At 71.7% G+C, this 23,286-nt stretch carries 25 protein-coding genes and 2 pseudogenes; 18 read left to right on the top strand and 9 right to left on the bottom strand.

Annotated elements, in window-relative coordinates:
* Both EU555_RS16895 and EU555_RS16890 read right to left on the bottom strand, forming a co-directional pair.
* The gene (locus tag EU555_RS16895; RefSeq protein WP_245524337.1) at positions 1-1,974 is read right to left on the bottom strand and encodes a molybdopterin biosynthesis protein; all 1,974 of its coding nucleotides are present in this window, start codon (positions 1,972-1,974) and stop codon (positions 1-3) included.
* Positions 1,971-3,068 (bottom strand): molybdopterin-binding protein, encoded by a 1,098-nt coding sequence (locus EU555_RS16890; RefSeq protein ID WP_245524336.1) that lies wholly within the window; start codon positions 3,066-3,068, stop codon positions 1,971-1,973. Before EU555_RS16890 ends, EU555_RS16895 begins: the two co-directional genes overlap by 4 nt.
* Positions 3,069-3,149: 81 nt before the next feature.
* Between EU555_RS16890 and EU555_RS16885 the strand changes: the two genes are divergently transcribed.
* The 11 genes and pseudogenes from EU555_RS16885 (at position 3,150) to ccmE (ending at position 13,767) form a co-directional block, all read left to right on the top strand.
* Positions 3,150-3,509, top strand: a complete 360-nt coding sequence (locus tag EU555_RS16885; protein ID WP_135416092.1) for a hypothetical protein — start codon at positions 3,150-3,152, stop codon at positions 3,507-3,509.
* Positions 3,502-4,203 (top strand): annotated as a pseudogene (locus EU555_RS16880) (cache domain-containing protein). The gene EU555_RS16885 and the pseudogene EU555_RS16880 overlap by 8 nt, the downstream one beginning before the upstream one ends.
* Before the next feature lie 437 nt (positions 4,204-4,640).
* Positions 4,641-6,311, top strand: a complete 1,671-nt coding sequence (ccoN, locus tag EU555_RS16875) for a cytochrome-c oxidase, cbb3-type subunit I (protein WP_135416090.1) — start codon at positions 4,641-4,643, stop codon at positions 6,309-6,311.
* 72 nt (positions 6,312-6,383) lie between these two features.
* Positions 6,384-7,130 (top strand): cytochrome-c oxidase, cbb3-type subunit II, encoded by a 747-nt coding sequence (ccoO, locus tag EU555_RS16870; RefSeq protein WP_135416088.1) that lies wholly within the window; start codon positions 6,384-6,386, stop codon positions 7,128-7,130.
* Positions 7,131-7,135: 5 nt separating this feature from the next.
* Positions 7,136-7,285, top strand: a complete 150-nt coding sequence (locus EU555_RS16865) for a cbb3-type cytochrome c oxidase subunit 3 (protein ID WP_135416086.1) — start codon at positions 7,136-7,138, stop codon at positions 7,283-7,285.
* 3 nt (positions 7,286-7,288) lie between these two features.
* The gene (ccoP, locus tag EU555_RS16860) at positions 7,289-8,167 is read left to right on the top strand and encodes a cytochrome-c oxidase, cbb3-type subunit III (protein WP_135416084.1); all 879 of its coding nucleotides are present in this window, start codon (positions 7,289-7,291) and stop codon (positions 8,165-8,167) included.
* Between the two features lie 179 nt (positions 8,168-8,346).
* Positions 8,347-9,846 carry a cytochrome c oxidase accessory protein CcoG gene (gene ccoG / locus EU555_RS16855; protein WP_135416082.1) on the top strand — a complete coding sequence of 500 codons (1,500 nt, stop codon included), beginning with the start codon at positions 8,347-8,349 and terminating at the stop codon, positions 9,844-9,846.
* Positions 9,843-10,364 (top strand): FixH family protein, encoded by a 522-nt coding sequence (locus EU555_RS16850; RefSeq protein WP_135416080.1) that lies wholly within the window; start codon positions 9,843-9,845, stop codon positions 10,362-10,364. The genes ccoG and EU555_RS16850 overlap by 4 nt, the downstream gene beginning before the upstream one ends.
* A gap of 12 nt (positions 10,365-10,376) precedes the next feature.
* Positions 10,377-12,692 (top strand): heavy metal translocating P-type ATPase, encoded by a 2,316-nt coding sequence (locus EU555_RS16845; RefSeq protein ID WP_135416078.1) that lies wholly within the window; start codon positions 10,377-10,379, stop codon positions 12,690-12,692.
* 7 nt (positions 12,693-12,699) lie between these two features.
* Positions 12,700-12,837, top strand: a complete 138-nt coding sequence (gene ccoS, locus EU555_RS16840) for a cbb3-type cytochrome oxidase assembly protein CcoS (RefSeq protein ID WP_135416076.1) — start codon at positions 12,700-12,702, stop codon at positions 12,835-12,837.
* Positions 12,838-13,287: 450 nt separating this feature from the next.
* Positions 13,288-13,767 carry a cytochrome c maturation protein CcmE gene (gene ccmE, locus EU555_RS16835; RefSeq protein ID WP_135416074.1) on the top strand — a complete coding sequence of 160 codons (480 nt, stop codon included), beginning with the start codon at positions 13,288-13,290 and terminating at the stop codon, positions 13,765-13,767.
* Here ccmE and EU555_RS16830 read toward each other — a convergent pair.
* Positions 13,757-13,966, bottom strand: coding sequence for a hypothetical protein (locus tag EU555_RS16830; RefSeq protein WP_135416072.1), 210 nt, complete (start codon positions 13,964-13,966; stop codon positions 13,757-13,759). The two genes, ccmE and EU555_RS16830, sit on opposite strands and share 11 nt — an antisense overlap.
* A 212-nt stretch (positions 13,967-14,178) precedes the next feature.
* On the opposite strand from EU555_RS16830, the gene hemN reads away from it, so the two are divergent.
* Positions 14,179-15,531, top strand: a complete 1,353-nt coding sequence (gene hemN / locus EU555_RS16825) for an oxygen-independent coproporphyrinogen III oxidase (protein ID WP_135416070.1) — start codon at positions 14,179-14,181, stop codon at positions 15,529-15,531.
* Positions 15,532-15,646: 115 nt separating this feature from the next.
* Here hemN and EU555_RS16820 read toward each other — a convergent pair whose 3' ends face one another.
* Entirely contained in the window at positions 15,647-16,030 is a 384-nt protein-coding gene (locus EU555_RS16820) for a hypothetical protein (RefSeq protein ID WP_135416068.1), read from the bottom strand.
* Here EU555_RS16820 and EU555_RS16815 point away from each other — a divergent pair.
* The 3 genes and pseudogenes from EU555_RS16815 to EU555_RS16805 form a co-directional block, all read left to right on the top strand.
* Positions 15,923-16,201, top strand: a pseudogene (locus tag EU555_RS16815) (histone deacetylase family protein); the annotation flags it as partial. The gene EU555_RS16820 and the pseudogene EU555_RS16815 overlap by 108 nt on opposite strands.
* Before the next feature lie 145 nt (positions 16,202-16,346).
* Entirely contained in the window at positions 16,347-17,159 is an 813-nt protein-coding gene (locus EU555_RS16810) for a universal stress protein (protein ID WP_135416066.1), read from the top strand.
* Positions 17,159-17,464: a c-type cytochrome gene (locus EU555_RS16805; protein WP_425375123.1), complete on the top strand. Its 306-nt coding sequence runs from the start codon at positions 17,159-17,161 to the stop codon at positions 17,462-17,464. Before EU555_RS16810 ends, EU555_RS16805 begins: the two co-directional genes overlap by 1 nt.
* 29 nt (positions 17,465-17,493) lie before the next feature.
* Here EU555_RS16805 and EU555_RS16800 read toward each other — a convergent pair whose 3' ends face one another.
* Entirely contained in the window at positions 17,494-18,234 is a 741-nt protein-coding gene (locus tag EU555_RS16800) for a cyclic nucleotide-binding domain-containing protein (RefSeq protein ID WP_135416064.1), read from the bottom strand.
* Between the two features lie 417 nt (positions 18,235-18,651).
* Here EU555_RS16800 and EU555_RS16795 point away from each other — a divergent pair, with 417 nt between their 5' ends.
* The 3 genes from EU555_RS16795 to EU555_RS37620 all read left to right on the top strand — a co-directional run bounded on the left by EU555_RS16795 (position 18,652) and on the right by EU555_RS37620 (position 19,337).
* Positions 18,652-18,867, top strand: a complete 216-nt coding sequence (locus EU555_RS16795; protein WP_135416063.1) for a hypothetical protein — start codon at positions 18,652-18,654, stop codon at positions 18,865-18,867.
* A 67-nt stretch (positions 18,868-18,934) separates the two neighbouring features.
* The gene (locus EU555_RS16790; protein WP_342636480.1) at positions 18,935-19,234 is read left to right on the top strand and encodes a hypothetical protein; all 300 of its coding nucleotides are present in this window, start codon (positions 18,935-18,937) and stop codon (positions 19,232-19,234) included.
* Complete coding sequence (locus EU555_RS37620; protein ID WP_342636479.1) at positions 19,143-19,337, top strand: DUF6455 family protein; 195 nt, start codon at positions 19,143-19,145, stop codon at positions 19,335-19,337. Before EU555_RS16790 ends, EU555_RS37620 begins: the two co-directional genes overlap by 92 nt.
* A gap of 187 nt (positions 19,338-19,524) precedes the next feature.
* Here the strand turns inward: EU555_RS37620 and EU555_RS16785 are convergent, their stop codons facing one another.
* The 4 genes from EU555_RS16785 to EU555_RS16770 all read right to left on the bottom strand — a co-directional run bounded on the left by EU555_RS16785 (position 19,525) and on the right by EU555_RS16770 (position 22,997).
* Positions 19,525-20,205 (bottom strand): helix-turn-helix domain-containing protein, encoded by a 681-nt coding sequence (locus tag EU555_RS16785; protein ID WP_135416061.1) that lies wholly within the window; start codon positions 20,203-20,205, stop codon positions 19,525-19,527.
* Between the two features lie 119 nt (positions 20,206-20,324).
* Positions 20,325-20,702, bottom strand: coding sequence for a response regulator transcription factor (locus EU555_RS16780; protein ID WP_135416059.1), 378 nt, complete (start codon positions 20,700-20,702; stop codon positions 20,325-20,327).
* Positions 20,703-20,842: 140 nt separating this feature from the next.
* Positions 20,843-21,463 carry a response regulator FixJ gene (gene fixJ / locus EU555_RS16775; protein WP_135416057.1) on the bottom strand — a complete coding sequence of 207 codons (621 nt, stop codon included), beginning with the start codon at positions 21,461-21,463 and terminating at the stop codon, positions 20,843-20,845.
* Positions 21,453-22,997, bottom strand: coding sequence for a PAS domain S-box protein (locus EU555_RS16770; protein WP_135416055.1), 1,545 nt, complete (start codon positions 22,995-22,997; stop codon positions 21,453-21,455). Before EU555_RS16770 ends, fixJ begins: the two co-directional genes overlap by 11 nt.
* Between the last annotated feature and the right edge of the window lie 289 nt (positions 22,998-23,286).

The raw sequence follows: 23,286 nt of genomic DNA, 5'->3' as shown, positions 1-23,286 counted from the left end.
TCAGCCCCCCGCCCGCGTGAAGCCGAGGCCGGCGAGGTCGGCGGCCAGGGCCGGGTCGTCCAGGAGGGAGAGGAACGCCGCGAGCGCCGGCTCGTCCCGGCGCTCTTCCCCGTAGGCGAAGTCGTAATGCTCCTCGGTCAGCGGCAGGAAGCCGAGGCCGTAAGCGTCCGCCACGGTCCGGATCGCCACGCCCCAATCGGCCCGCCCCTGCGCCACCGCCGCCGCGACGGCGTTGTGCGAGCGCGGCTGGTTCCAGTAGCCGGGGGGGCGGGCGCCGTTCAGAAGCCCCTCGATCAGCGTCCGGGTGCCGGCGCCGGTGTTGCGGTTGACCATGACGGCCGCCGCGTCGTCGAGGAGGCCGGCCAAAGCGGCCTGCGGGTCGCGGCCCTCGAAGCGGGCATCGCTTGTGCGAAAGACCACGCCCTGCAGCCGGCGCCAGCCCGGCGCGAGGGCGAGGCCGGGGGTGAGGTAGGGCGCGTTGTAGCGCCCGGTCGCGGGATCGAGGAGGTGCAGGGCGGCGAGGTCGCATTCGCCCCGGCGCAGGGCCGCGAGCCCTCCGGCCGAGCCGACCCAGAGGGTGCGGGCGGAGACGCCCCGCTCCGCGAGGTGCCCGACCAGCCGGTCGAGGCCGAGGCAGTGGCTGCCGACGATCGTCAGGTCCGGCGGCCGCGCCGCCCGGCCGATCCGGGACACGCGCACGGTCTCGCCGGCCTCGATCCCGCCCCGGTTCGCCGGCACCGCGAAGAAACCGTCCGCCTGCGAGAACGCCGTGACGGCGCCCGAGCCCTTGGCGAGCGGCAGGGCCACGAACCCGTCCGCCCCCCGGGAGAGGGCCGCCATCACGTACTCGGTGCGGCCGAGCTCGGAGCCGAGGCGCTGCGGCAGCCGCGCCGCGACGCTCTCCTCCTCCCGGGCTGGCAGGCCGGCGAGAGCCCGGATCAGCGGCACCACGAATTCGTGGAAGGTGAACATCGCCGAGGTCGGGAAGCCCGGCAGCACCACCACCGGCACGTCGCCGGCCTTTGCCAGGCAGAGCGGCTTGCCGGGCTTGAGCGCCACGCCGTGGACCAGGATGCCGGGTTCCCCGAGCCGCGACAGGATGCGGTGCGAGACGTCGCCGGCCCCCTTCGAGGTGCCGCCGGACAGGACCACGAGGTCGGCCGTCGCGAGGGCCGCGCGCAGGGCCCGTTCCAGCGCCGCCTCGTCGTCCGGCACGATGCCGGCCGGCAGGGCGACGCCGCCATTCTCGGTCACGCTCGCCGCCACGATGGCGCCGTTGGAATCGTAGAGCTTGCCGGGGCCGAGGGGCCGGCCCGGCGCCACCAGCTCGTCGCCGGTGGACAGGATGGCGACCCGGGGCCGGCGCACCACCGCGACCTCGGCGAGGCCGCAGGCCGCCAGCATGCCGATCTCGCGGGCGGTGACCAGGGCGGCGCGGCGCAGCACCGTCTCGCCCCGGGCCATGTCGGCCCCGGCATAGCCGACGAACCGGCCCGGACCGGCCGGTTGCGTGAGGGCGATGGCGGGGTCCGGGCCGTCCTCGAACTCGGTGGCCTCGACCATCACCACCGCGTCGGCGCCGCGGGGCAGCACGCCGCCGGTGGCGATCGGGGTGGCGCTGCCGGGGCCGACCGTGACGGCGGGCGCGACTCCGCAGGCCAGGATCTCGCGATTGAGGATGAGGCGGCGCGGCTCCGCCTCGCTCGCCCCCTCGGTGTCGGCGGCCCGGACCGCGAAACCGTCAACGAGGGCGCGGTCGAAGGGCGGCACGTCGATCGGCGAGGCGATGTCGGCCGCGAGCACCCGGCCGAGCGCGTCAGGCAGGGCCACCATCTCGGGCGGAAGAGCGGTGTGCGGCACGGCTTCGCGCCAGCGCGCCATCGCCTCGTCCCGGCTCACCACGGCCAGGAACTGCTCCTGGCGCGAGGCCGCGGCGAGGCGGGCGAGGAAGGCGTCGGGGGATGAAGCGGTCAAAGCGGCAGCACCTCGACGGGGGTCCCGGCGGGATACCCTTCCTGCGCCGGCGGCACCAGCAGGGCGGCATCGGCCAAGGCCAGGCGGTGGAGCGGGATCTCGGCCCCGCCGAGGGGTTCGACGCCGTCAGGCGTGCGGCGGAGGAAGACGACGTCTGTCATTCCGATCACCGACGCGACCTTGCGGGTGAGCGGGAGGATGACGGGCAGTGCCGGGGCGGCGCCGGCGAGCGCCGCCAGGAGCGGCCGGCCGAGGGCGAGCCAGGCGGCGAGCGCCGCGTCCGGCCGGCCCGGCAGCAGAAGCACCGGCCGCCCCGCCGCCTCGCCGAAGCCGGCGCTCTCGCCCGGCCGCAGGGCGAGGCCGTGGGCGACGAGCCGCCCGGCCCGCGCCAAGGCCTCGGCGGCGTGATCGCGCCGCCCGGGCCCGGTGCCGCCGATCACCAGGACGGCGTCGGCTCCGGGCCGCCGCAGGGCCTCGACGAGATCCCCGGTCTCGCCCGGTCGCGGAGCCGTCTCGGTGACTCCGCCCCGGGCGGCGATCCAGGCGCCGAGCACCGGCGAGAGGGTATCGGGCGCGGCCGCAAGGAGGCGCAGGCGCGGGCGGCGGACCGCCACCCGCGAGAGGCCCGCCGCCGCCAGGGCGAGGCCGCGGAGCGGGCTCAGCCGCTCGCCGGCCGCGACCAGGCGGGCGCCCGGCGGCAGTTCGGCGCCCGCGGCGCGGGTCCCCTCCCCGGGAGCGGCCTCGGCCTCGATCTCGCGCGGGTCGGCACCGATCGCCTCGGGCACCAGCAGCGCGTCGGTGCCGGCGGGGAGCGGCGCGCCGGCCTCGACCCAGGCGGGCGGGCGCGAGACCGGCACCGGCGCGTAGGGCGAGGCGCCGACGATGGACGCCGCATCGACCGCCCAGCCGTCCCGCAGGGCGGTCCGCCGCTCCGGCAGGCCGGCCGCGATCACGACGTCCCGGGCCGCCACGGCGCCCGGCGCCTCGGGCCACGCCACCGCCTCGGCCGCGACCGGGCGCGCCAGGCCGGCGAGCGCCGCCACGGCCTCGACGAGCGGCATCAGCGCGGTCGTGGACGCCCGGGGCGTCACCATTTGCCTCGCCGGGCGAGTGGCGGAGCCATGCGGCGCTCCTGACTCCTGAAGGGAGGTTGTTCCCAGGATGGAGGTGAGCCGATGCGGCATGTGCCGGCCGGGATCAAGGGCTCGCGGCCGGCCAGAGAATATGTCGCGGCCCGCGCCCGGGCGGGCTGCCGGGGGTTGTACGAGAGCTACCTGCGCCACGCGGCCTTCAAGGTCATCCAGGACCGGCTCGTTTCCGACATCCGCATCGGAGATCCGGAGGCGGTCCGAAACTCCGTCCTGACGAGCAACACCGCCTCGGCCGCCCGCCGCGTCGTCCAGCAAGGCAAGGAGGCGATGTCGTGGGCCTGGCGCTACAACGCCGGCATCTCCGGCCTCGACGCCTTCGCGTACGAGTGGTGGCTGCGGTGGAGCATCGAGACACCTCGGGCACGCGGGAGCACGTATCCCTGATCGAAGAGCTCGCCCGCACGGCCTGCACGGTGCTGTCACCGAGGTCCGCGCCCTCAAGACCCGCGACCTCGTCGAGACAGCGCACGGCATCCTCGCCCACTTCGAGGGCGAGGAGCGCGCCGGCCGGATGAGCCGCGAGGATGCCCAGGGAACCGCCCTCGCGACCGTCAAGGCGCTGCGTTACGCCGGTAAGGAATACTTCTGGATCAACGACATGAGCCCTTGATTGCTCAGGCATCCAGTCGAACCCGAGCTCGACGGCAAGGATCTTGGCGAGATGCGCGATCCGAACGGCAAGCGCCTGTTTCGGGAGATCGTCGAGGTCGTGAAAGCCAGGGGATCGGGGTTCGTGCCCTATCAATGGGCCAAGCCCGGCGCCGATCAGCCGGTCGACAAGATTTCCTGCGTCAAGGGTTTCGCACCATGGGGCTGGGTGATCGGCTCCGGTGTCCACGCTGAAGACATCGCCGCGCGGATGCGCCCCACGATGCTGGCCCTGCTCGCCACGGCGGCCGTGGTCAGGACCGTTGCTTTCTTGGTTGGGCGCGGCGTCAGCCGGCCGGCGCCCGCGCTGGCCGAGGTCATGAGCGCTCTTGCCTCCGGAGACCCTGATCCTCAACGCCGGGGGCTTCCTTTTCCCACGCGCTGGTCACGGGCACCAAGATCCTCGCACCCCTGGTCCAGGCGGCCATGATCCTGACGAGCGGGAGTCTCGGGGTTTTGCCGCCAGGAACGGGCTTGAGCCGACCCGGTCGTCCAGCCCTCATCCGGATGCTCCGCCCTCCGTGGCCGCGTCCCGGACCCTCCGTCCCCAAAGGCTTGGTCACCGCCGGGCCCCGCCACCGGTCACGCACGCCTCGCCATCGAACCCGCGGATGGGCACCGGCGGACGACGGCGCGCCCTGGCCTGGGCGGGCTTCCGGGATGCCGGGCGCCCGTCGGTTCGGGCGGCCAGCATCTGCGGGTCGGCATGGCGGCGGGTCGGCATGGCGGCGGGTCGGCATGGCGGCGGGTCGGCATGGCGGCGGGTCGGCATGGCGGCGGGTCGTTTGATCGAAATCAAGGCTCCTGGACGCCCGCGTCCCTAAGCGCAGGCATAGCCGTTTTTGCACGGGGCGAATCGAGCGAGCCATGGCCGCGACACCATCATCCAAGTACATGACCGAGGGAGAGGTCGGCCTCGGCCTCGCCCTCCTCGTGAGCGCCTTCCTCTGCGCCCTGGCCTCGGCCCGCGCGGTCGACGCGCCGTTCAGCGTCCACATGGCCGTGTTCGCACTCGCCGCGGTCGCCGGCATCGCCGCCATCCTCAAGCGCTACGAGGGACGACCCGCGGAGGGGTCTCCGCAGCAGATCGACGGCAAGCCGAACTACAACCTCGGACCGGTCAAGTTCACCGTGATCGCCGCGATGGCCTGGGGCATCGCGGGCTTCCTCGTCGGCTGCACCATCGCCTTCCAGCTCTGGGCGCCCTCGCTCAACCTCGGGCTCGAATACACGAGCTTCGGCCGCCTGCGCCCGCTGCACACCTCGGCGGTGATCTTCGCCTTCGGCGGCAATGTCCTGATCGGGACGTCGATGTACGTCGTCCAGCGCACCTGCCGGGCGCGGCTGGCCGGCGATCTCGCGCCCTGGTTCGTGGTGCTCGGCTACAACCTGTTCATCGTCATCGCCGGCACCGGCTACCTGATGGGGGTCACCCAGTCGAAGGAGTACGCCGAACCCGAATGGTATGCCGACCTGTGGCTCACCATCGTCTGGGTCGCATACCTCCTCGTGTTCCTGGCCACGCTCTGGAAGCGCAAGGAACCGCACATCTTCGTGGCGAACTGGTTCTACCTCGCCTTCATCGTAACAATCGCGATGCTGCACATCGTCAATAACCTGGCGATGCCGGTGAGCTTCCTCGGCTCGAAATCGTATCCAATGTTCGCAGGTGTCCAGGATGCCCTGATCCAGTGGTGGTACGGCCACAACGCAGTGGGCTTCTTCCTCACCGCCGGCTTCCTGGCGATCATGTACTACTTCGTCCCGAAGCGCGCCGAGCGGCCCATCTACTCGTACCGCCTGTCGATCATCCACTTCTGGGCGCTGATCTTCATGTATATCTGGGCGGGTCCGCACCACCTGCACTACACGGCGCTGCCGGACTGGGCCCAGACGCTCGGAATGACCTTCTCGGTCATGCTCTGGATGCCGTCCTGGGGCGGCATGATCAACGGCCTGATGACGCTGTCGGGCGCCTGGGACAAGCTGCGCACCGACCCGGTCCTGCGCTTCATGGTCGTCTCGCTCGCTTTCTACGGCATGGCGACCTTCGAGGGACCGCTCATGGCCATCAAGGCCGTCAACGGGCTGTCGCACTACACGGACTGGACCATCGGCCACGTGCATTCCGGGGCGCTGGGCTGGGTCGCCTACGTCTCGTTCGGGGCGATCTACTGCCTGGTGCCCTGGCTGTGGAACCGGCGTGAGCTGTATTCCCTCAAGCTCGTCGAGTGGCACTTCTGGATCTCGACGCTCGGCATCGTGCTATACATCACGTCGATGTGGGTCGCCGGCATCATGCAGGGCCTGATGTGGCGCGCCTACAACTCGCTCGGCTTCCTCGAATACTCCTTCGTGGAGACCGTCGAGGCGATGCAGCCCTACTACCTCGTGCGGGCGCTGGGAGGGGTGCTGTTCCTGATCGGGGCGCTGCTCATGGCCTACAACCTAGCCATGACCATCGCGGGCAAGACCGCCGGCGAGCGTGAGCCCGGGGCCGCCCCCACGGCCGAACCGGCCCTGGTACCGGCCGAGTGACCCTCGCGGGAGCCGCCTGTCCCGGCGGCTCCCGTGATCCCCCGTCCCATCCCGCATCACGGACGCTTGATCATGGCCACCGCCCAGCCCGGCCTCTGGAAGAGGCACGAGGTCCTCGAGAAAAACTCCATCATCCTGCTCATCGGCGCACTCCTCGTCGTCGCCATCGGCGGCCTCGTGGAGATTACGCCGCTGTTCTACCTGAAGAGCACGATTGAGAAGGTCGAAGGTGTTAGACCCTACACGCCGCTGGAGCTCGCCGGGCGCAACATCTACATCCGCGAGGGCTGCTACCTCTGCCACAGCCAGATGGTCCGGCCGATGCGCGATGAGATCGAGCGCTACGGCCATTTCTCGCTCGCCGCCGAGAGCATGTACGACCATCCTTTCCAGTGGGGCTCGAAGCGGACCGGGCCGGACCTCGCCCGCGTCGGCGGCAAGTATTCGGACGCTTGGCACCGCGAGCACCTGAAGGACCCGCGTGCCGTGGTCCCGGCCTCGATCATGCCGGCCTACGCCTTCCTCGACCGGCCGCTCGACGCCGACGCCATCGCGGACGACCTCAAGGCCAACCGCGCCATCGGCGTCCCCTATACCGACGAGATGATCGACGGGGCCAGGACGGACCTGAAGGCGCAACTCGATCCCGACGGTCCCGGCGCAGCCGACCTGCAGCGCCGCTATCCCGGTGCCAACGTCCGCGACTTCGGCGGCGACAAGAGCCAGGTCGCCGAGATCGACGCGCTGGTCGCCTACCTGCAGGTGCTCGGCACCATGGTCGACTTCAAGATCTACGAAGACCAGAAGAACCTCAGGTGAGCGCCATGACCTACGAAAGCGCTGCCGCCTTCGCGCAGACCAGCGGCCTCCTCTACTTCGTCGGCATCTTCGCCGGCGTGATCCTGTACGCCTTCTGGCCGCGCAACCGCTCCCGGTTCGACGCGGCCGCCCATCTTCCCTTGACCGAGGACTGAGCCGTGGCCGATACCGCGAACCCCGGCAAGCCGCCCGCCGGCCCGGAGACCACCGGGCACGAGTGGGACGGCATCGCCGAGTACAACAACCCGCTGCCGCGCTGGTGGCTCTACGGCCTCTACGCCACCATCGTCTGGGCCTTGGGCTACTGGATCGCCTATCCCGCCTGGCCGCTCGTGAGTGGTTACACCAGCGGGGTGCTCGGATACTCCCAACGCCAGACCGTCTTGGACGAGGTCGAAACGGTTCGCAAGGAGCGCGACGCCCGCGGCTTGGCGCAACTCGCCAGCGCCTCGGTGGCGGAGATCCGCGCCGACCCGGCCCTGCTGCGTCTCGCGCTGGCTACCGGCAAGGCGGCCTTCGGCGACAATTGCGCAGCCTGCCACGGCACGTCGGCCACCGGCCGGGTGGGCTACCCGAACCTGCAGGACGACGACTGGCTCTGGGGCGGCACCCTCGAGGCGATCGAGCAGACGATCCGCTTCGGCGCGCGCTCCGGCCACAGCGAGGCGCATGTCGGCGACATGCCGGCCTTCGGGCGCGACGGCGTGCTCAAGCGCGAGGAGGTCGAGGCGGTGGCGACCTACGTGCTCTCGCTCTCGGGCAAGCCGGGCGTCGCCGGCGCGAGTGTCGAGAAGGGTGCCGGGGTGTTCGCGGGCAATTGCGCCGCCTGTCACGGCGAGGCCACGAAGGGCAACCCGGAGATGGGGGCGCCCAACCTGACCGACCCGATCTGGCTCTACGGCTCCGCCCCGGAGCAGGTGGTGGCCACGGTCACCAACGGCCGCAAGGGCGTGATGCCCGCCTGGGATGGCCGGCTCGATGCCGCGACCATCAAGTCGCTGGCGGTCTACGTGCACGGCTTGGGCGGCGGCCAGTAGCCGGATGTCAGCCCGGTCGGTTCCGAGGGGGCCCGAACCGACCGGCGTCCCGCGAGCCACGTCCCGCGCGAACTCTGGACGTGGCTCAAATCCTGGCTTGAGCGAGATCAAGGCGGGTGGCCCGGGCGGACCGTAGGACGAACGGAGCCGGCCGCGTCGCCGGACGGAAACCCGCACCGATGCCCCTCGCCGAGCCGACACAGACAGCCGCGTCACCCAGGTCCCGCCCGACCAAGAAGTTCGGCAACCGCGCCAAGAGGACGGCCATCCCGGCGGTGAACGGGTCGCTCTACGCCGCCCGGACCAAGATTCAGCCGCAGGCTGTGCGAGGCACCTTCCGCAGGATCAAGTGGGCGCTGCTCGCGGTCACGCTCGGCGTGTACTACGCCGTCCCGTTCATCCGCTGGGACCGGGGCCCGGGCCAGCCTTCCCAGGCGGTCCTGCTCGACCTCGACCGCGGCCGCTTCCACTTCTTCGGCATCGAGCTCTGGCCGCAGGACGTGACCTACGTGATGGGTCTCCTGATCCTCGCGGCCCTGGTCCTGTTCCTGATGAACGCCGTCGCGGGCCGCGTCTGGTGCGGCTACCTCTGCCCGCAGACCGTGTGGACCGACCTGTTCCTCGCCGTCGAGCGCCTGATCGAGGGCGACCGGCGCGAGCGGCTGAAGCTCGACGCCGCGCCATGGTCGATGGAGAAGATCGCGCTGCGGACGATGAAGCACTCCATCTGGCTGCTGATCGCGTGGTGGACCGGCGGCGCCTGGGTGCTCTACTTCGCCGACGCGCCGACGCTGGTGGCCCAACTCGCCACGTTCCAGGCCCCGGCACCGGCCTACATCGCGATCCTGATGCTGACCGCGACCACCTATCTGCTCGCCGGCCACATGCGCGAGCAGGTCTGCACCTACATGTGCCCCTGGCCCCGCATCCAGGCGGCGCTGACCGACGAGCACGCCTACAACATCCTCTACCGGGACGCGCGGGGCGAGCCCCGCGTCTCGGCCAAGCAGGCAGCCGTACTGCGCGCCGCCGGCCAACCCGCCGGCGACTGCGTCGACTGCTTCGCCTGCGTCACCGCCTGCCCGGCCGGCATCGACATCCGCGACGGCCTGCAGATGGACTGCATCCAGTGCGGCCTGTGCGTCGATGCCTGCGACACCGTCATGGCCAAGCTCGGGCGCCCTGCGGGGCTGATCGGCTACGACACCGAGGCGAACCGGCGGAGCCGCGCCGCCGGCAAGGGCCGCGTCAGCCACGTCGTCCGCCCGCGCACCGTCCTGTACGCGGCCCTCGTCGCGGGCATCGGCGGGTTCATGCTCTACAGTCTCGCGACGCGCAGCTTCATGGGCCTGAGCGTCCTGCACGACCGCAACCCGCTGTTTGTGACGCTGTCCGACGGTTCCGTCCGCAACGGCTACACCGTCCGGCTCAGCAACAAGCGCCCCGGCGAGCGACACTACGCCCTGGCGGTCGAGGGCCTGCCCGGGGCGCGGGTCGAGGTCGTGGGCGGCTTCGCCGGCGACCTGCCCGTGCCGTCCGATGCGACGCAGGAATTCCGCGTCCTCGTCTTCGCTCCGGCCGGCGCCGAGCCGGCGGCCTCCGCTCCCCTGACCTTCCGCATCGCCGACGCCGCGACCGGCGAGACGGCCCGCGCGCAGGACACCTTCAAGGCCCCATGACCATGCCGATCATCGCCGCGCCGCGTCCTTCGCGCTCATCCGGCCAACTGACCGGTCGCAAGGTTCTCATGATCTTCGTCGCGTTCTTCGGCACCATCGCCAGCGCGGACGCCTTCTTGGTCACGTCCGCCTTCCGAACCTGGTCCGGCCTCGACGAGCCGTCCCCCTACCAGGCCAGCCAACGCTATAACGCCGAGCTGAGGCGTGCGGCCGAGCAGGACGCCCTTGGATGGAGCCTCGTTGCGACCGCCGTCCGCAACCCCGTAGCCGTCGCGTCGATCAACGTCACCGTGGCCGATGGGGCAGGAAGGCCGGTTCGTGGCCAAGCGCTGCAGGCTCGCCTCGAACGCCCGACCGACAAGCGCCAGGATCTGCGCGTCGGCCTGATCGAGGTCGGCGCCGGAACCTATGCGGCCCGCGCGGAGCCCGTGGCGCGCGGGCAGTGGGACCTCGTGGTCGAGGTCGTCGGAGCGAAGGGCGTCGCGTTCCGGCGCAGGCACCGGATCGTCCTGGACTGAGAGGAGCGCCCGATGTGCTGCACCGACATGGCGCTTGCCTACTTGGAGGCCCACGCCTCCTGGAGCGAGGCGAACACCCGGCCCTCCCTCGGTCGCGACTACGCTGCCTTCACCGCTGCCCAGCCGGACGGCTCCTTCCGCGCGGAGTTTGCGGTGGAGGGCGTGCGCTGCGCCGCCTGCATGAACGCCATCGAGCGCGGGCTCGCCCCCCTGCCGGGCGTGGCGTCCGCGCGCCTCAACTTCTCTGACCGGCGACTCGCCGTCAGTTGGAGGCGTGAGGCCGAGCCCGACGTGCCCGCAGTGCTCGCGGCGCTGGATTCGCTCGGCTACGCCGCGCAGCCCTTCGCGCCGGGCAGGCTCCCGGATGCCGAAGCCGCCGAGACGAAGCGCCTGATCCGGGCCCTGGCGGTGGCGGGCTTCGCCTCTATGAACGTGATGCTGCTCGCCATCTCTGTATGGGCCGGCAACGTCTCCGACATGACGCCCGAGAACCGCGACCTCTTCCACTGGATCCAGGCCGTCATCGCACTGCCGGCCGCCGCCTATGCGGGTCGCCCCTTCTACGAGGGCGCCTTCCGCGGGCTGAAGGCCGGCCGGATCACCATGGACTTCCCGATCACGCTCGGCGTCGTCCTCACGCTGGTGATGTCCGTGGTGGAATCGCTCCAGGGCGCCACGCACGCTTATTTCGATGGCGCGGTGATGCTGCTGTTCTTCCTGCTGATCGGCCGGGTCCTCGACCAGACCATGCGGCGGCGCACGCGCGCCTTCGCGGAGAACCTGGCGACGCTGCGCAGCGAGCGAGCGACGGTGGCCGAGCCGGACGGCGGCCTTCGCGACGTGCCGCTCGCCGAGCTCGTGCCGGGGGCGCGCATCCTGGTCCGGCCGGGCGAGCGGGTGCCGGCCGACGGGCTCGTCGAGCACGGCACGTCGGATCTCGACCAGAGCCTGGTGACCGGCGAGACCGCCGCCGTCACGGTCCGCGGCGGCGACCGCGTCTTCGCGGGCGCCCTCAACGGCAGCGGGGCCCTGACCGTCACGGTGACGGCGGCGGCCGGCGCGAGCTTGCTCGACGAGGTCGAGGGGTTGATGCGCCGCGCCCTGGAGGCGCGCTCGCGCGCCCTCGTCCTGGCCGACCGGGCGACGCGCCTCTACGTCCCGCTCGTCCACGCGGCCGCCGCCCTGACCCTGTTCGGTTGGCTCGCGGCGGGCGCCGGCTGGCACACGGCGCTGCTCGACGCCGTCGCGGTGCTGATCGTGACCTGCCCCTGCGCCCTCGGCCTCGCGATCCCGGCCGTGCAGGTCGTGGCGGCCGGCGCCCTCTTCCGCGAAGGCGTACTGCTCAACGACAGCACCGCGCTGGAGCGCTTCGCCCAAGTCGACACCGTGGTGTTCGATAAGACCGGTACCCTGACCCTGCCGGAGCCGGTCCTGACGGCCGGCACCTTCGATCCCGAAGCTTTGGAGACGGCGGCCAGGCTGGCGCTGTCGAGCCGGCACCCGATGGCCACGGCCCTTGCCCTGGCGGCCGGGGGCTCGGAACCCTTCCCCGGCGCCGAGGAGGCCGCCGGGCTCGGGGTGCGCGCGCAAGTCGATGGCGTGGAGTTGCGGCTCGGATCGGCCCGGTTCTGCGGGGCAGAGGCCGAGGCTGCCGCGGCGCTGGCGGCCGACCCGGAGGCCTCGGTGATCTGCTTCCGAGCTGGGGACGGGGCGCCGGTCGCCTTCCCGGTGCGTCAGGGCCTGCGCCCGGACGCCGCCGACGTCGTCGCAGGCCTCGCGACGCTCGGCCACCGCGTCCTGATCCTGTCGGGCGACCGCGCCGCCGCCGTCGAGGCGGTCGCGCGCAGGCTCGGGGTCGCCGAGTGGGAGGCGCAGCTCACGCCGCAGGACAAGATCGCCCGCATCGAGGCGCTGGCACGGGCCGGCCACCGGGTCCTGATGGTGGGCGACGGCCTCAACGACGCGCCCGCGCTCGCCGCCGCGCATGCCTCGCTCTCGCCGGTGACCGCCGCGCATGTGAGCCAGGCCGCGGCCGACGCCCTGTTCCTGGGACGCGGGCTGGCCCCGGTCCTGTCGGTCCTAGCCGCGGGGCGGCGGGCCCGACGGCTCATGCTGCAGAACCTGTGGTTCTCGGCGGCCTACAACCTGCTCGCGGTCCCCCTGGCGGCGACCGGCCTCCTGACGCCCTTGATCGCGGCGCTGGCGATGTCCGGCTCGTCCCTCGTCGTGACGGCCAACGCCCTGCGTGCCCGCCTCGGGTCGAGGGCCTACCCGGCGCCGGCTGCGCCTCGGCCGGCCGTCGTGGCCCACGTCGCCCGAACCGCCTGAGGCCACCATGAGTGTCCTTCTCCTCGTCATCCCCATCGCCCTGGCGCTCGGCACGCTAGGGCTGGCCGCCTTCCTCTGGGCACTGCGCAGCGGCCAGTACGACGACATCGAGGGCGCCGAGTACCGTGTGCTCAACGATGACTGAGCTCGCGCTCGCGACACACCGGTCGGTTTCCGTGCGCGTTTTCCACCGCGCCTGAACCGTGGCGGCGGGGCAGATGGCGACGTTGCCGCTCCTCGCCTCGGTGGCGGACGCGCACGGCTGGCGCGCCTGCCTCCTCGTCCCGTGCGCCCTGGTGGCGCTGGGGGCGCTCGCCGTACACGCCCTGGTGCCCGAGCGGCCCGAGGACGTTGGCCTTCGACCTTATGGCGCATGTCAGGGCGAGGGCGGTCCGCGGCCCCTGGCTTCTCGCTCCGCAGGAGATTCCCTTCGGGAGATTGTCCTGTCGGGTCCCTTCTGGGTCTTGTTTGGCCGCTTCGCCCTCTGCGGCACGACCACCGCCGGCCTCGTCCAGGTCCACCGGATGCCGTTCCGCGCCGACCTCGGCATCGGAGCGGTCCCCCGGCATGAGGGCCCGGCGGCACAGGCTGCGCCATGACCCGCCGCAAGGCCCGGCGCCTCGTCCTCATCGCCGTCGCGGGCGTCGTGCTGGCCCTGGCGGTCGGCCTCATCCTGTCGGCGATGAGCAGCGCCATCGTGTTCTTCCCCTCGCCCGGCGAGGTCGCCGCGCAAGGGGTGGCGGTCGGCGCGCGGTTCCGCCTCGGCGACCTCGTGCAGGAAGGCTCGGTGGTGCGCGGGCCGGACCAGCGCGTCGCCTTCGCCGTCACGGACACCGCCGCCACGGTGGCGGTGGAATACCGGGGCTTGCTGCCCGACCTGTTCCGGGAGGGTCAGGGCGTGGTGGCGGAAGGGGTCCTCGACGCGGCCGGGACCTTCCATGCGGACACTGTTCTCGCCAAGCACGACGAAACCTACATGCCGCGCGAGGTCGCCGGCGCCCTGAAGCAGCGCGGGCACTGGCAGGGCGGCGGGTCCGCGCCCTCGCCGAGGCCGGCGTCGTCCATCACGACGTGAGGTCGAGGTTCTCGACCGTGATGACGCCGCGGGCGTCGCGCGCCTCGGCGTTCTTGCGCGCCGGCAACTGGGCCAAGTCGACTTCGCGCAGGGCCGCCGCGCGGCGCGCGGTCCCGGGGGAATCGAAGCGCCCCGGCCACCACAGGTCACCCTCGCCGATGGCGAACCGATTGCTGTCGACCTTGAGCCCTTTTGGCACCGCATGGACCCTCCTGGACTGGACAGGCCGCCGCGAGCTCGCGGGCATCACCTGCGGCAGCGGTGATCATCTCCGCGCGGCATCCCGGCCACGACCTCGATCAGGGCGCTCGCGCCCTTGAGCCACATCAAGGCGCCACCCCTATCGAGAGCATACCGCGGATGGAGGCAATGCCCCCCGAGGCGGGCCGGCAAAACGGGAGAGGGCCGCGCATGCGGGAGGATCTGAAGACGCTCTACGGCGAGGAGCGGCTGCCCCGCTACACCAGCTATCCGCCCAGCCCCCACTTCACCACCGAGATCGGTGCCGGGCGCTACGCGGCCTGGCTGGCGGGCACCCCACCCGGGGCGACCGCCTCGCTCTACCTGCACGTCCCGTTCTGCCGGTCGATGTGCTGGTACTGCGGCTGCCACACCAGCATCACCCGCCACGACGCGCCGATAGCCGACTACGTCGACGTTCTCGAACGGGAGATCGATCTCGTCGCCGCGCGGTTCGAGCACGTTCCCCTGGTCCGCCACGTCCACTTCGGGGGCGGCACCCCCACCGTCATGGCCCCGCAGGCTTTCGTCCGCCTCGTCGCGGCCCTGCGCGGACGCTTCCCCTTCGACCCGGACGCCGAACTCGCCATCGAGATCGACCCGCGCACGCTCGTGCCCACGATGACCGAGGCGCTCGGCCACGCCGGCGTCACGCGGGCGAGCCTGGGGGTGCAGAGCTTCGACCCCGTGGTCCAGGAGGCGATCCGTCGTCGGCAGGGCTTCGACGTCACCGCCGCGGCGGTCGTCGGCCTCAGGGCCGCGGGCGTGCGCGGGATCAATCTCGACCTGATCTACGGGCTGCCGCACCAGACGGTAGCCTCGTGCGTCGAGACGGTGCGGCACTGCCTGGAGCTGCGCCCCGACCGCTTCGCGGTGTTCGGCTACGCCCACGTGCCCGCCTTCAAGAAGCATCAGCGCCATATCGACGAGGCCACGCTGCCGGAAGGCCGCGCGCGCCTCGATCAGGCCGAGGCCATCGCGGAGACGCTCGTCGCGGCCAGGTACAGGCGCATCGGCCTCGATCATTACGCCCTGCCGGACGACCCGCTGGAGAGCGCGCAGGCGGAAGGCCGGCTACGGCGGAACTTCCAGGGCTACACGACGGACCCGAGCGACGCGCTGATCGGACTGGGCGCCTCGGCCATCGGACGGCTTCCGCAGGGCTACGTCCAGAACGCGCCGGGGCTGAGGGCCTACGCCGAGCGCATCGGCCGGGGCGAACTCGCCACGGTGAAGGGCTACGCGCTGACGCCGGAGGACCGGTTGCGGGCCGACCTGATCGAGCGGGTGATGTGCGACTTCGCCGTCGACGTCGGGCAGGTCTGCCGCGTCCACGGCCGGGAACCGAACGCCTTCCTGGCGACGCTCCCGCGGCTGCCGGCGCTCGTCGCCGACGGGCTGATCCGCCGGGACGGCGACCTTCTTGTCATCCCGGCGGAAGCCAGAACCTTCGTGCGGAACGTCGCCGCAGCCTTCGACGGGCATTTCGGAACTTCCGCAGCCGTGCACAGCCGCGCGGCGTGAACGTCAGGACCCCATCCCCAGCGGGGGCGGCCGCCTTGCTCTTGCGAGCCAATTGGGGCTCCGGTGAGGGCGGCGGCCTGCCCGCGCATGAGCATGGCCTTGATCCGGTGATCCCTCACCTTCCGGCGCAGGAGCCGTAAGGTAGGCAGCGTCCCTGTAGGGTCGAGGCGATGGGCCTTGTCCGCGAGGCGATCCGCCACCGCCTCGTGGGTGTGCGCGCCCCAAAGAAGGTTCGTCCATCGGCGTCATCGAAGGCTGCCTGGAGCGGCGACGCTTCGCGGGGCTCGTCCGTGAGCAGGCGCCCGGCGTCACCCATGCCGCCCTGCACCGGGCGCACGACGAGGCGCAGGCCGCGGCCGCGCTCGACGGTCTTGAGAGAGGGTGCCTCCAAGGCGCCGACGGCACGATGTTCCGCGCGGCGCTGGCCATGTCGGTGCTGCCGCGGATCGCCGCCGTCGAGCCCGATCTCGTGCTGGTCTCCGCCGGCTTCGACGCCCACTGGCGCGATCCGCTGGCCGGGCTCGCCTTTACGGAGGAGGACTTCCGCTGGGCGACGGAGCGGATCGTCGACGTCGCCGAGGATGCCTGCGACGGCCGCGTCGTCCCGCTATTGGAGGGCGGCTACGACCTGATCGGCCTCGCACGCTCGGCGGCAGCCCACGTCGAGGCCCGCCACGCGGGAAGGGCTGTCGCATCTGGGCCCTGCGGTGCCCGCTCGAGGAGTGCCGGCCGGTTTTGCGCTGGATCAAGGATGTCTCGCGGTGGGTCGGCGAAGCAGCCTGCACGGGTCTTCCATCCCGAACCGGAGCCGCTCAATGTCCATCGCCAGCATCATGGTCGCCCTCGACACCGGCGGGGCGGCCGCCCCCCGCGTCCGCCTTGCCGCGGACCTAGCACGCCGTTTCGAGGCCACGCTCACCGGCTTCGCCGCCCGCAAGCTGCCGAACCCCGGCCCGGCCGCCGACATCGTGGCGGCGCAGGCCTCCTACGACGAGGAGCAGGCCAAGCTGGCCGACGAACTCGCGCGGGCCGAGGAGGTCTTCCGGGCCAGCGCCGGAGCCGACATCCGCACCGGCTGGCGGCAGGCGGAGGCGGCGCCCGAGGCCTTCCTGGTCCGGCAGGCGCGCGGCACCGACCTGGTCGTCGTCGGACGCGAGGCGGGACGCGCGGGGCATGATGCCATGGTGCCCGATCCCGGCACAGTGCTGATGGAGGCCGGCCGTCCGGTCCTGATCGTGCCGCCTGGCGCCGAGCGGCTCGAAGCGGCCCGCATCGTCATCGCCTGGAAGGACGCGCCCGAGGCGCGCCGCGCCGTCTCGGTCGCCCTACCTTTCGTCGGACGCGCGGACAAGGTCTTCGTCGCCGCGGCCGGCAGCGAGGCCCGCTTCGAAGGGGCCGACGAGGTCTCCGACCTGCTGTGCCGCCACGGCGCGCACGTCACGACGAACCTGCTGGACGCCCCGGGGGGCGAGGTCGCGGACGCGGTTCTGAGGTTCGCCAAGCGCGAGGACGCCGACCTGATCGTGATGGGCGGCTACGGCCACTCGCGGCTGCGGGAGTGGCTGTTCGGCGGCGTGACCCGGGACATCCTGCGGACGTCGCCGCTCTGCTGCCTGATGAGCCACTGATGGGCGCGGCACCTGCCCTTGCGGCAGCGGCTCTCCTGCCTGGCCTCGCGGCGGCACCGGCCGCCGCCTGGGACGCCCGGGTCGATCGCGGCCGCGCCCTGGCACGCTCGGGATGCGCCCGCTGCCACGCCATCGGCCGGACCGGTGCCAGCCCGGTGCGGCAGGCCCCGCCGTTCCGGACGCTCCACGAGCGCGAACCGGTCGACGACCTCGCGGAGGCGCTTACCGAGGGCGTCCGCACGGGGCACCCTTCGATGCCGGAGTTCCGCTTCGATCCGGACCCGGCGGAGGCGCTGATCGCCTAACCTCAAGACGCTTGAGCGGTGAGGCGGCCTCAACTGGCCGCAATCCGCTCAAGCCGCGGCAGATCGATCAGGCGCACGCCGCCAGGCACGAGCAGGACGGCGTGCGCCCGGTCGAGCCGGTTCAGGATGCGGCTGACCGTCTCGATGGTCAGCCCGAGGTGGTCGGCCATGTCCTGGCGGCCCATCGGCAGCTCCACGGTGATGGAGGCGCGTCCGGTCCGCGCGTAGCGGTCCCGCAGCGAGAGCAGGAAGGCGGCGACCTTCTCTTCGGCGGTGCGCCGCCCGAGCAGCAGCATCTGCTCCTGGGCGAGGTTGAGCTCGTAGCCGGCTCGCTCGTGCAGGCTCCTGAGCAGGTGCGGCTTGGCCTCGATCACGGCGGCGAAGTCCTCGCGGCCGAAGCGGCAGGTCCTCGCCGGGCCGAGCGCCTCGGCCGAAACCGCGTAGCGCTCCTGCAGCGCGAGACCCAGGAAGTCGCCCGGCAGGGCGAAGCCCATGACCTGGCGCCGCCCGTCGGGGAGCAGGCGGGTCAGGCGCAGGGCTCCCTCGATCACGTTGAAGACGGCGCCTGCCGGCTCGTCCTGGCCGAACAGGGTCTGGCCCTTGTCGAGGGTGAGGTGGTGGCTCAGTGCCTCAAGCTCCTCCAGCTCCGTCAGCTCCAGCACCGAGCAGACGCTGATCAGGCGCACCTTGCAGTCGGCGCAGCCGTTCTCCGAGCGCCCGTGGTGGCACGCGTGCAGGATCCTCTCGCACGAGCCCGTATCAACCAGCATGCCGCCTCCCGTGCGGTCGGGCCTGCCGGGCCCGTCCCGGTCGTTCCCCGCCGCCCGGAGGATGAGCCACGGCGCACGCCGTGCATTGATCCAGCGCAAGCGCGGCTCGCGCCGTGGGGTCCCCGCCTCCGGCAGGATGAGGATATGGACTCGCGGTCGGAACTCATGCGGCGACCGGGATCGGGCGCTCACCCGCAGGCGAGACGATGTCCCGAAGGCGCGAGGGTTCGGAACCCGTACTGTCCCTCGCCCCGCTTGAATCCGTCATCACTCGGCCAAGGGAAGGGGACCGCCCGCCGTTGAGCCACCTTGATAATCATCGCTCACGGAGGCCGCTCCCGTGTCCTTGTGCTGGATCAAAGCGCCGAAACCGGACCGACGGTACGCTGGGGAAGTCGATGCCAGCCGGAGCTCAAGATGCGCAAGTTCCTCGTCACCTTCGCGAAGACCGTGTCTGACGAGACCGGCCACGACCACGTCGTGCTGCTGCGTCGGGCGGTCATCGCCGCCAGATCCGACGTATCCGCCGCTTACGAGGCCAAGGCGATGTTCTGCGAGGCTGCCGGCGTACCCGACTGGCGGCTTCGGGCCGACACCTGCGAGGTCGTCGAACTGGCCCGACACGCCGCGTGAGGACGTTCCGCCGGAACCGCACCCACGGGCCATCGGCGAGATGCCCGGAAGCCCTTTGGAGGACGCCATGTCCGCGCCGACAGGCAAGCCCAATCCGTTCGATGCTTTTGGCATCGCCGCGTCGATGGAGGGGTGGTGCTGCCTGCTCAAGGCGGCCCGGGAACTCAGGGACGTCGACGCTGAGCTGATGGACACCCTGCTGGAGACCCACGCCTCCGGCGGCATGGCCCTGGACGGGGATGCCGCCGCCAAGGTCCGCAATTTCGAGGGTTTTGATGAGCATCCTTCATCTCGAACCCGAGGCGCTCAGGCAGAGGCAACCCGAGATCTTGTGGGAACTGGAGGCGGCTTGCCTCGGCTGTGCTGAGCGGGCCCGTTGCGCTCGCGAGTTCCGGAGCGGGACGGCAGCCGACACATACCCCGAGTTCTGCCCGAACGCCGCCCGCCTCAGCCGGCTGTGCGAGGCTTGAGGTCGCGATCCGTCGAAGGTTGGAAAGCTGGCGGGTAAGGCTGCGCGAGAGCGTGGCTTCCGACCGCCACCCGCGCATATGGGGAGACCGGCCCCTCGCCGAGGACAACGCACCGCTCGACAGAGAAACCGTGAGCGTGTCCCGTGACAGGAGGCATGTGCCCACCGTGCCCCGGACCGTTTCGGGGTCACTCGGCGAGGCGGGCCAGCGCCTCCACGTCGCGCAGCACCACCAATCGGCGGTTCGGCGGCAGGGCGATCAAGCCGTCACGCTCCAACTGTGTCACGGCGCGCGAGACGCTCTCGACGGTCAGGCCGAGATGGTCGGCCATGTCTGTACGCGACATCGGAAGCTCCATTGCGGCGCCGTCGCAGGCCATCCGCCGCGACAGCGTGAGCAGGAAGGTCGCGATGCGTTCCCGGGCCGATTTCCGCCCGAGCAGCATCATGTGCTCCTGCGCCCGCTCCAAGGCCTTCATCATCGAGGCCACGATCTCCCGCGCGAGCGCGCCGTCGTCGCCCGCCAGCGCGCGGGGCTCGCGGCGATGGACGTCGAGTCGGGCCTCGGTGACGGCCTCGGCGTTGAAGCGGTGCTCCGCGCCGGCCTCCAGGCCGAAGATGTCGCCGGGCAGATGGAAGGCGTCGATCTGGCGGCGCCCGTCCGAGAGGAGCCTGTAGGTGCGCACCACGCCGGAGACCACCTTGTAGAAGGTGCCGGCCCGGTCGCCCCCGGCGAAGATCTCCGCCTCGGCCGCGACGGTGCGGCGATGGACGGGCCGGGCCTCCGTCGCCGGGAGCGGGAGGGCGCGACCAGGAAGCGACGTCGAGAAGACGGGCGGGAGTCCGGTGGTGGCAAGGGCGGTCTGCATGGAAGCCTCCGGGTCGCGGAACGTGGATCCGTGGCTACGCCTGGTCCGGCCGCGGCGAAATTCCGGGCCTTCCCTGAGAGGCTCCCCTAAGGGGTTTTACGGAGGCGACTCGTCCTGCCTCAGGCCACCGCCGCGAGCGCGTCGCGGATGCCGTCGAGAAGGGCACCGTCCTCGAACGGCTTCTCGACCACGCCGCGGAAGCCCGCACGGCTCGCGCGTCGCAGAAGGTCGGCCGTGGCCCTTCCGGTGATCAGGATGGCCGGGAGGTTGACCGAGCGGTCGCGCAGGTGCCCGACGAGTTCCAGCCCGTCCATGCCCGGCATCCAGTAGTCCACCACGAGGCAGCCCGTCCGCGGCAGCGCCACGTCGCCGAGCAGTTCGGCGCCGTCCTTGTAGAGCCGCACGTCCAGCCCTTCGAGTCCGAGGACGAACTTCAGGGAGTCGCGGACGGCGGCGTCGTCGTCGACGACGAGCACCGGTCCTGTTCGCTTCGGCATGGGGCGTCCGATCCAGTCTCGTCGTCGCTTAGGTCGGGCCGTGAGGCTGTGCCTTGATCTGCCTCAAGCGGCGCGGTTCGTCCGAGCTCGAAGCGCAACCGTCCACCGAGTTTGAAGGAGGGGTGGCGCCACCTGCTGCGTCACGGCCCGCCGGTCGGGTATCCCGCGGTCAGGGCCATGCGGACGAGTTCGGAGAGGCTGCCGGCCTGCAGCTTGGACATGACGTTGGCCCGGTAGATCTCCACCGTCCGCGGGCTGATGCCGAGGTCGAGGCCGATGACCTTGTTGGCCTTGCCGGCGACGAGCCCGTCCAGCACATCGCGCTCGCGTTCGGACAGGGTGGCCAGACGCGTCTGCACCGCCTTGGTCTCGGCGGCGCGGTCTGCGCTCCGCTCGGCCTGCGCCAACGCCGACCGGACGCTGGCGAGCAGCACCTCGTCGTCGAACGGCTTCTCGATGAAGTCCCGGGCGCCCTCCTTCATGGCGGCGACGGCGAGCGGCACGTCCGCGTGCCCCGTCATGACGATGACGGGCGGCATGGGGCCCCGCTGCCGGAGGCGGCGAAGGAACTCGATGCCGTCGACCTCGGGCATGCGTACGTCCGTGACGATGCAGCCGGTCGGCTCGGCGACGGCGGCGAGGAAGGCGCTCGCGGACTCGTGCACACGCACCGCCAGACCGTCCGTGGCGAGCAGGAACGCCAGGGCCCGGCGCACCGCCAGGTCGTCGTCCACGACGTGCACGAGCGTGTCACTGGGCATGCGCGAGCTCCCTTCGGTCGATGGTGCGCAGCGTGAACCGGAACGTCGTCCCGCCCGCGGCACTTGTCTCGGCGAGAATCTTCCCACCATGCGACTCGACGATGGTGCGACAGATCGAGAGGCCGACACCCATCCCGTTCGCCTTCGTCGTCACGAAGGGCTCGAAGAGTTGTGCCGCGACCTCAGGGGCGATGCCGGTGCCGGTGTCCGACACCTGCACCTCGACCAAGCCCTCCGCCGGCAGGGCTCTCGTCGCGACGACCAACTCGCGCCGTTCGGCCTCCTGCATCGCTTCGATGGCGTTGCGGATGAGGTTGAGCAGTACCTGCTGCACCTGGATGCGGTCGGCGAGGACGAGGGGCGCGTCCGGGTCGAGGTCGTAACGCACGCGCACCCCCTTCTCCTTGGCGCCGACGAGGGCCAGCGCGCTCGCCTCCTCGATCAGCTTCGGCAGGCTCTCGATGTGGCGCTCGCCCTCGCCGCGGGTCACGAACTCGCGCAGGTGGCGGATGACCTGTCCCGCCCGCAGCGCCTGCTCGGCGGCTTGGTTCACCGCGTCGGACAGCATCGGGACCTCGGCGCCCTCCATGCGGGACAGGATGCGGCGGCAGCCCTTGAGGTAGCTGGCGATGGCGGTCAGCGGCTGGTTGATCTCGTGGGCCAGCGTCGAAGCCATCTCGCCGAGCGCCGTGAAGCGGGACATGTGGACGAGTTCGGATTGCAGCTCCTGCAGTCGCGTCTCGGTCTGCCTCCGCTCGGTCAGGTCGCGGATGAAGCCGGTGAAGTAGCGCTCGCCGCCCGAGCGCATCTCGCCGACCGAGAGCTCCATGGGGAAGGTCGAGCCGTCCTTGCGCTGGCCCACGACCACCCGGCCGATGCCGATGATGCGCCGCTCGCCCGTGGCCAGGTAGCGGTCCATGTAGGCGTCGTGCTGGGTCCGGTAGGGTTCCGGCATCAGCAGGCTGACGTTGCGGTCCACGACCTCGGCCTCCGCGTAGCCGAACTGGCGTACGGCTGCGGCGCTGAACGACTTGATCCGGGCCTGCTCGTCGATGACGACCATGGCGTCCGGCACGGTCTCCAGGATCGAGCGTAGGTGCGCCTCGCGGGCCCGCAACTCCTCGTCCGCCCGCCTATGCTCGTGGATGCTGGTGACCACGCCCCGGTGGCGGAACGGCTTCCCGTCCGGACCGGCCTGCACGGTCCCGCGCGAGCGCAGCCAATGGAGGTGCCCGTCGCGGCGCACAACGCGGTAGTCGACCTCGTAGGTCCCGCCATGCGCCAGCGCCTGCCGGATGGCGGCCGACCTGGCCCCCCGGTCCTCGGGGTGCACGAGCGCCTGGATCGCCGCGAGGCTGTCGAGTCCCTCGGCCGGTACGCCGAACAGGGCGGCACAGGTCGGGGAGACGGTGACGCGGCCGGTCGGGATGTCGAGCACCCAGGTGCAGATGCCCGCCTCGTCGAGGATGCTGCGGAGGTCCTCGGCGTTCAACGGCATGCCGATGGACGGCGGTGGGTCGGCTGGGTCCTTCATGTCCATCGTGCCGCCGGAAGGCGGGTCCGCTTGCGCCCTCGTGAGGTGGGCTCCGTCTCGCGAGGCGGGGGAAGCGGCCGGGACTGCTCTTCCGGGCCCGCATGCCGCGCCGCCCGCGTTACCAGGCCTCCGGCTTGCGGCTCCATTCCTGGCTGACGGATCCACGACCGAAGAGGGTGCCTCAGGACGCCCATTTCGATCCGCCCGAAGCTACCACGTCGACGCGAAGGCGGCGAACCTCATGATGCACGTGACCCGCGCCGGGCCCGCCGCTTGGTGGAGGCGGCCC

The organism is Methylobacterium nonmethylotrophicum (genome assembly GCF_004745635.1).
Lineage (GTDB): Bacteria > Pseudomonadota > Alphaproteobacteria > Rhizobiales > Beijerinckiaceae > Methylobacterium > Methylobacterium nonmethylotrophicum.
The sequence above is the reverse complement of the archived record's forward strand: the minus strand, read 5'-3'. Positions and strand labels throughout refer to the sequence as shown.

Excerpts from the sequence above, each read along its gene's own strand:
- ccoN (WP_135416090.1), top strand. The coding sequence starts at position 4,641 with ATGGCCGCGACACCATCATCCAAGTACATGACCGAGGGAGAGGTCGGC.
- EU555_RS16810 (WP_135416066.1), top strand. The coding sequence starts at position 16,347 with ATGTCCATCGCCAGCATCATGGTCGCCCTCGACACCGGCGGGGCGGCC.
- EU555_RS16845 (WP_135416078.1), top strand. The coding sequence starts at position 10,377 with ATGTGCTGCACCGACATGGCGCTTGCCTACTTGGAGGCCCACGCCTCC.
- ccmE (WP_135416074.1), top strand. The coding sequence starts at position 13,288 with ATGACCCGCCGCAAGGCCCGGCGCCTCGTCCTCATCGCCGTCGCGGGC.
- EU555_RS16785 (WP_135416061.1), bottom strand. The coding sequence starts at position 20,205 with ATGCAGACCGCCCTTGCCACCACCGGACTCCCGCCCGTCTTCTCGACG.
- ccoO (WP_135416088.1), top strand. The coding sequence starts at position 6,384 with ATGGCCACCGCCCAGCCCGGCCTCTGGAAGAGGCACGAGGTCCTCGAG.
- ccoG (WP_135416082.1), top strand. The coding sequence starts at position 8,347 with ATGCCCCTCGCCGAGCCGACACAGACAGCCGCGTCACCCAGGTCCCGC.
- ccoS (WP_135416076.1), top strand. The coding sequence starts at position 12,700 with ATGAGTGTCCTTCTCCTCGTCATCCCCATCGCCCTGGCGCTCGGCACG.
- EU555_RS16890 (WP_245524336.1), bottom strand. The coding sequence starts at position 3,068 with ATGGTGACGCCCCGGGCGTCCACGACCGCGCTGATGCCGCTCGTCGAG.
- EU555_RS37620 (WP_342636479.1), top strand. The coding sequence starts at position 19,143 with ATGAGCATCCTTCATCTCGAACCCGAGGCGCTCAGGCAGAGGCAACCC.
- EU555_RS16865 (WP_135416086.1), top strand. The coding sequence starts at position 7,136 with ATGACCTACGAAAGCGCTGCCGCCTTCGCGCAGACCAGCGGCCTCCTC.
- EU555_RS16885 (WP_135416092.1), top strand. The coding sequence starts at position 3,150 with ATGCGGCATGTGCCGGCCGGGATCAAGGGCTCGCGGCCGGCCAGAGAA.
- EU555_RS16795 (WP_135416063.1), top strand. The coding sequence starts at position 18,652 with ATGCGCAAGTTCCTCGTCACCTTCGCGAAGACCGTGTCTGACGAGACC.
- EU555_RS16770 (WP_135416055.1), bottom strand. The coding sequence starts at position 22,997 with ATGAAGGACCCAGCCGACCCACCGCCGTCCATCGGCATGCCGTTGAAC.
- EU555_RS16800 (WP_135416064.1), bottom strand. The coding sequence starts at position 18,234 with ATGCTGGTTGATACGGGCTCGTGCGAGAGGATCCTGCACGCGTGCCAC.
- EU555_RS16780 (WP_135416059.1), bottom strand. The coding sequence starts at position 20,702 with ATGCCGAAGCGAACAGGACCGGTGCTCGTCGTCGACGACGACGCCGCC.
- EU555_RS16805 (WP_425375123.1), top strand. The coding sequence starts at position 17,159 with ATGGGCGCGGCACCTGCCCTTGCGGCAGCGGCTCTCCTGCCTGGCCTC.
- fixJ (WP_135416057.1), bottom strand. The coding sequence starts at position 21,463 with ATGCCCAGTGACACGCTCGTGCACGTCGTGGACGACGACCTGGCGGTG.
- EU555_RS16790 (WP_342636480.1), top strand. The coding sequence starts at position 18,935 with ATGTCCGCGCCGACAGGCAAGCCCAATCCGTTCGATGCTTTTGGCATC.
- EU555_RS16850 (WP_135416080.1), top strand. The coding sequence starts at position 9,843 with ATGACCATGCCGATCATCGCCGCGCCGCGTCCTTCGCGCTCATCCGGC.
- hemN (WP_135416070.1), top strand. The coding sequence starts at position 14,179 with ATGCGGGAGGATCTGAAGACGCTCTACGGCGAGGAGCGGCTGCCCCGC.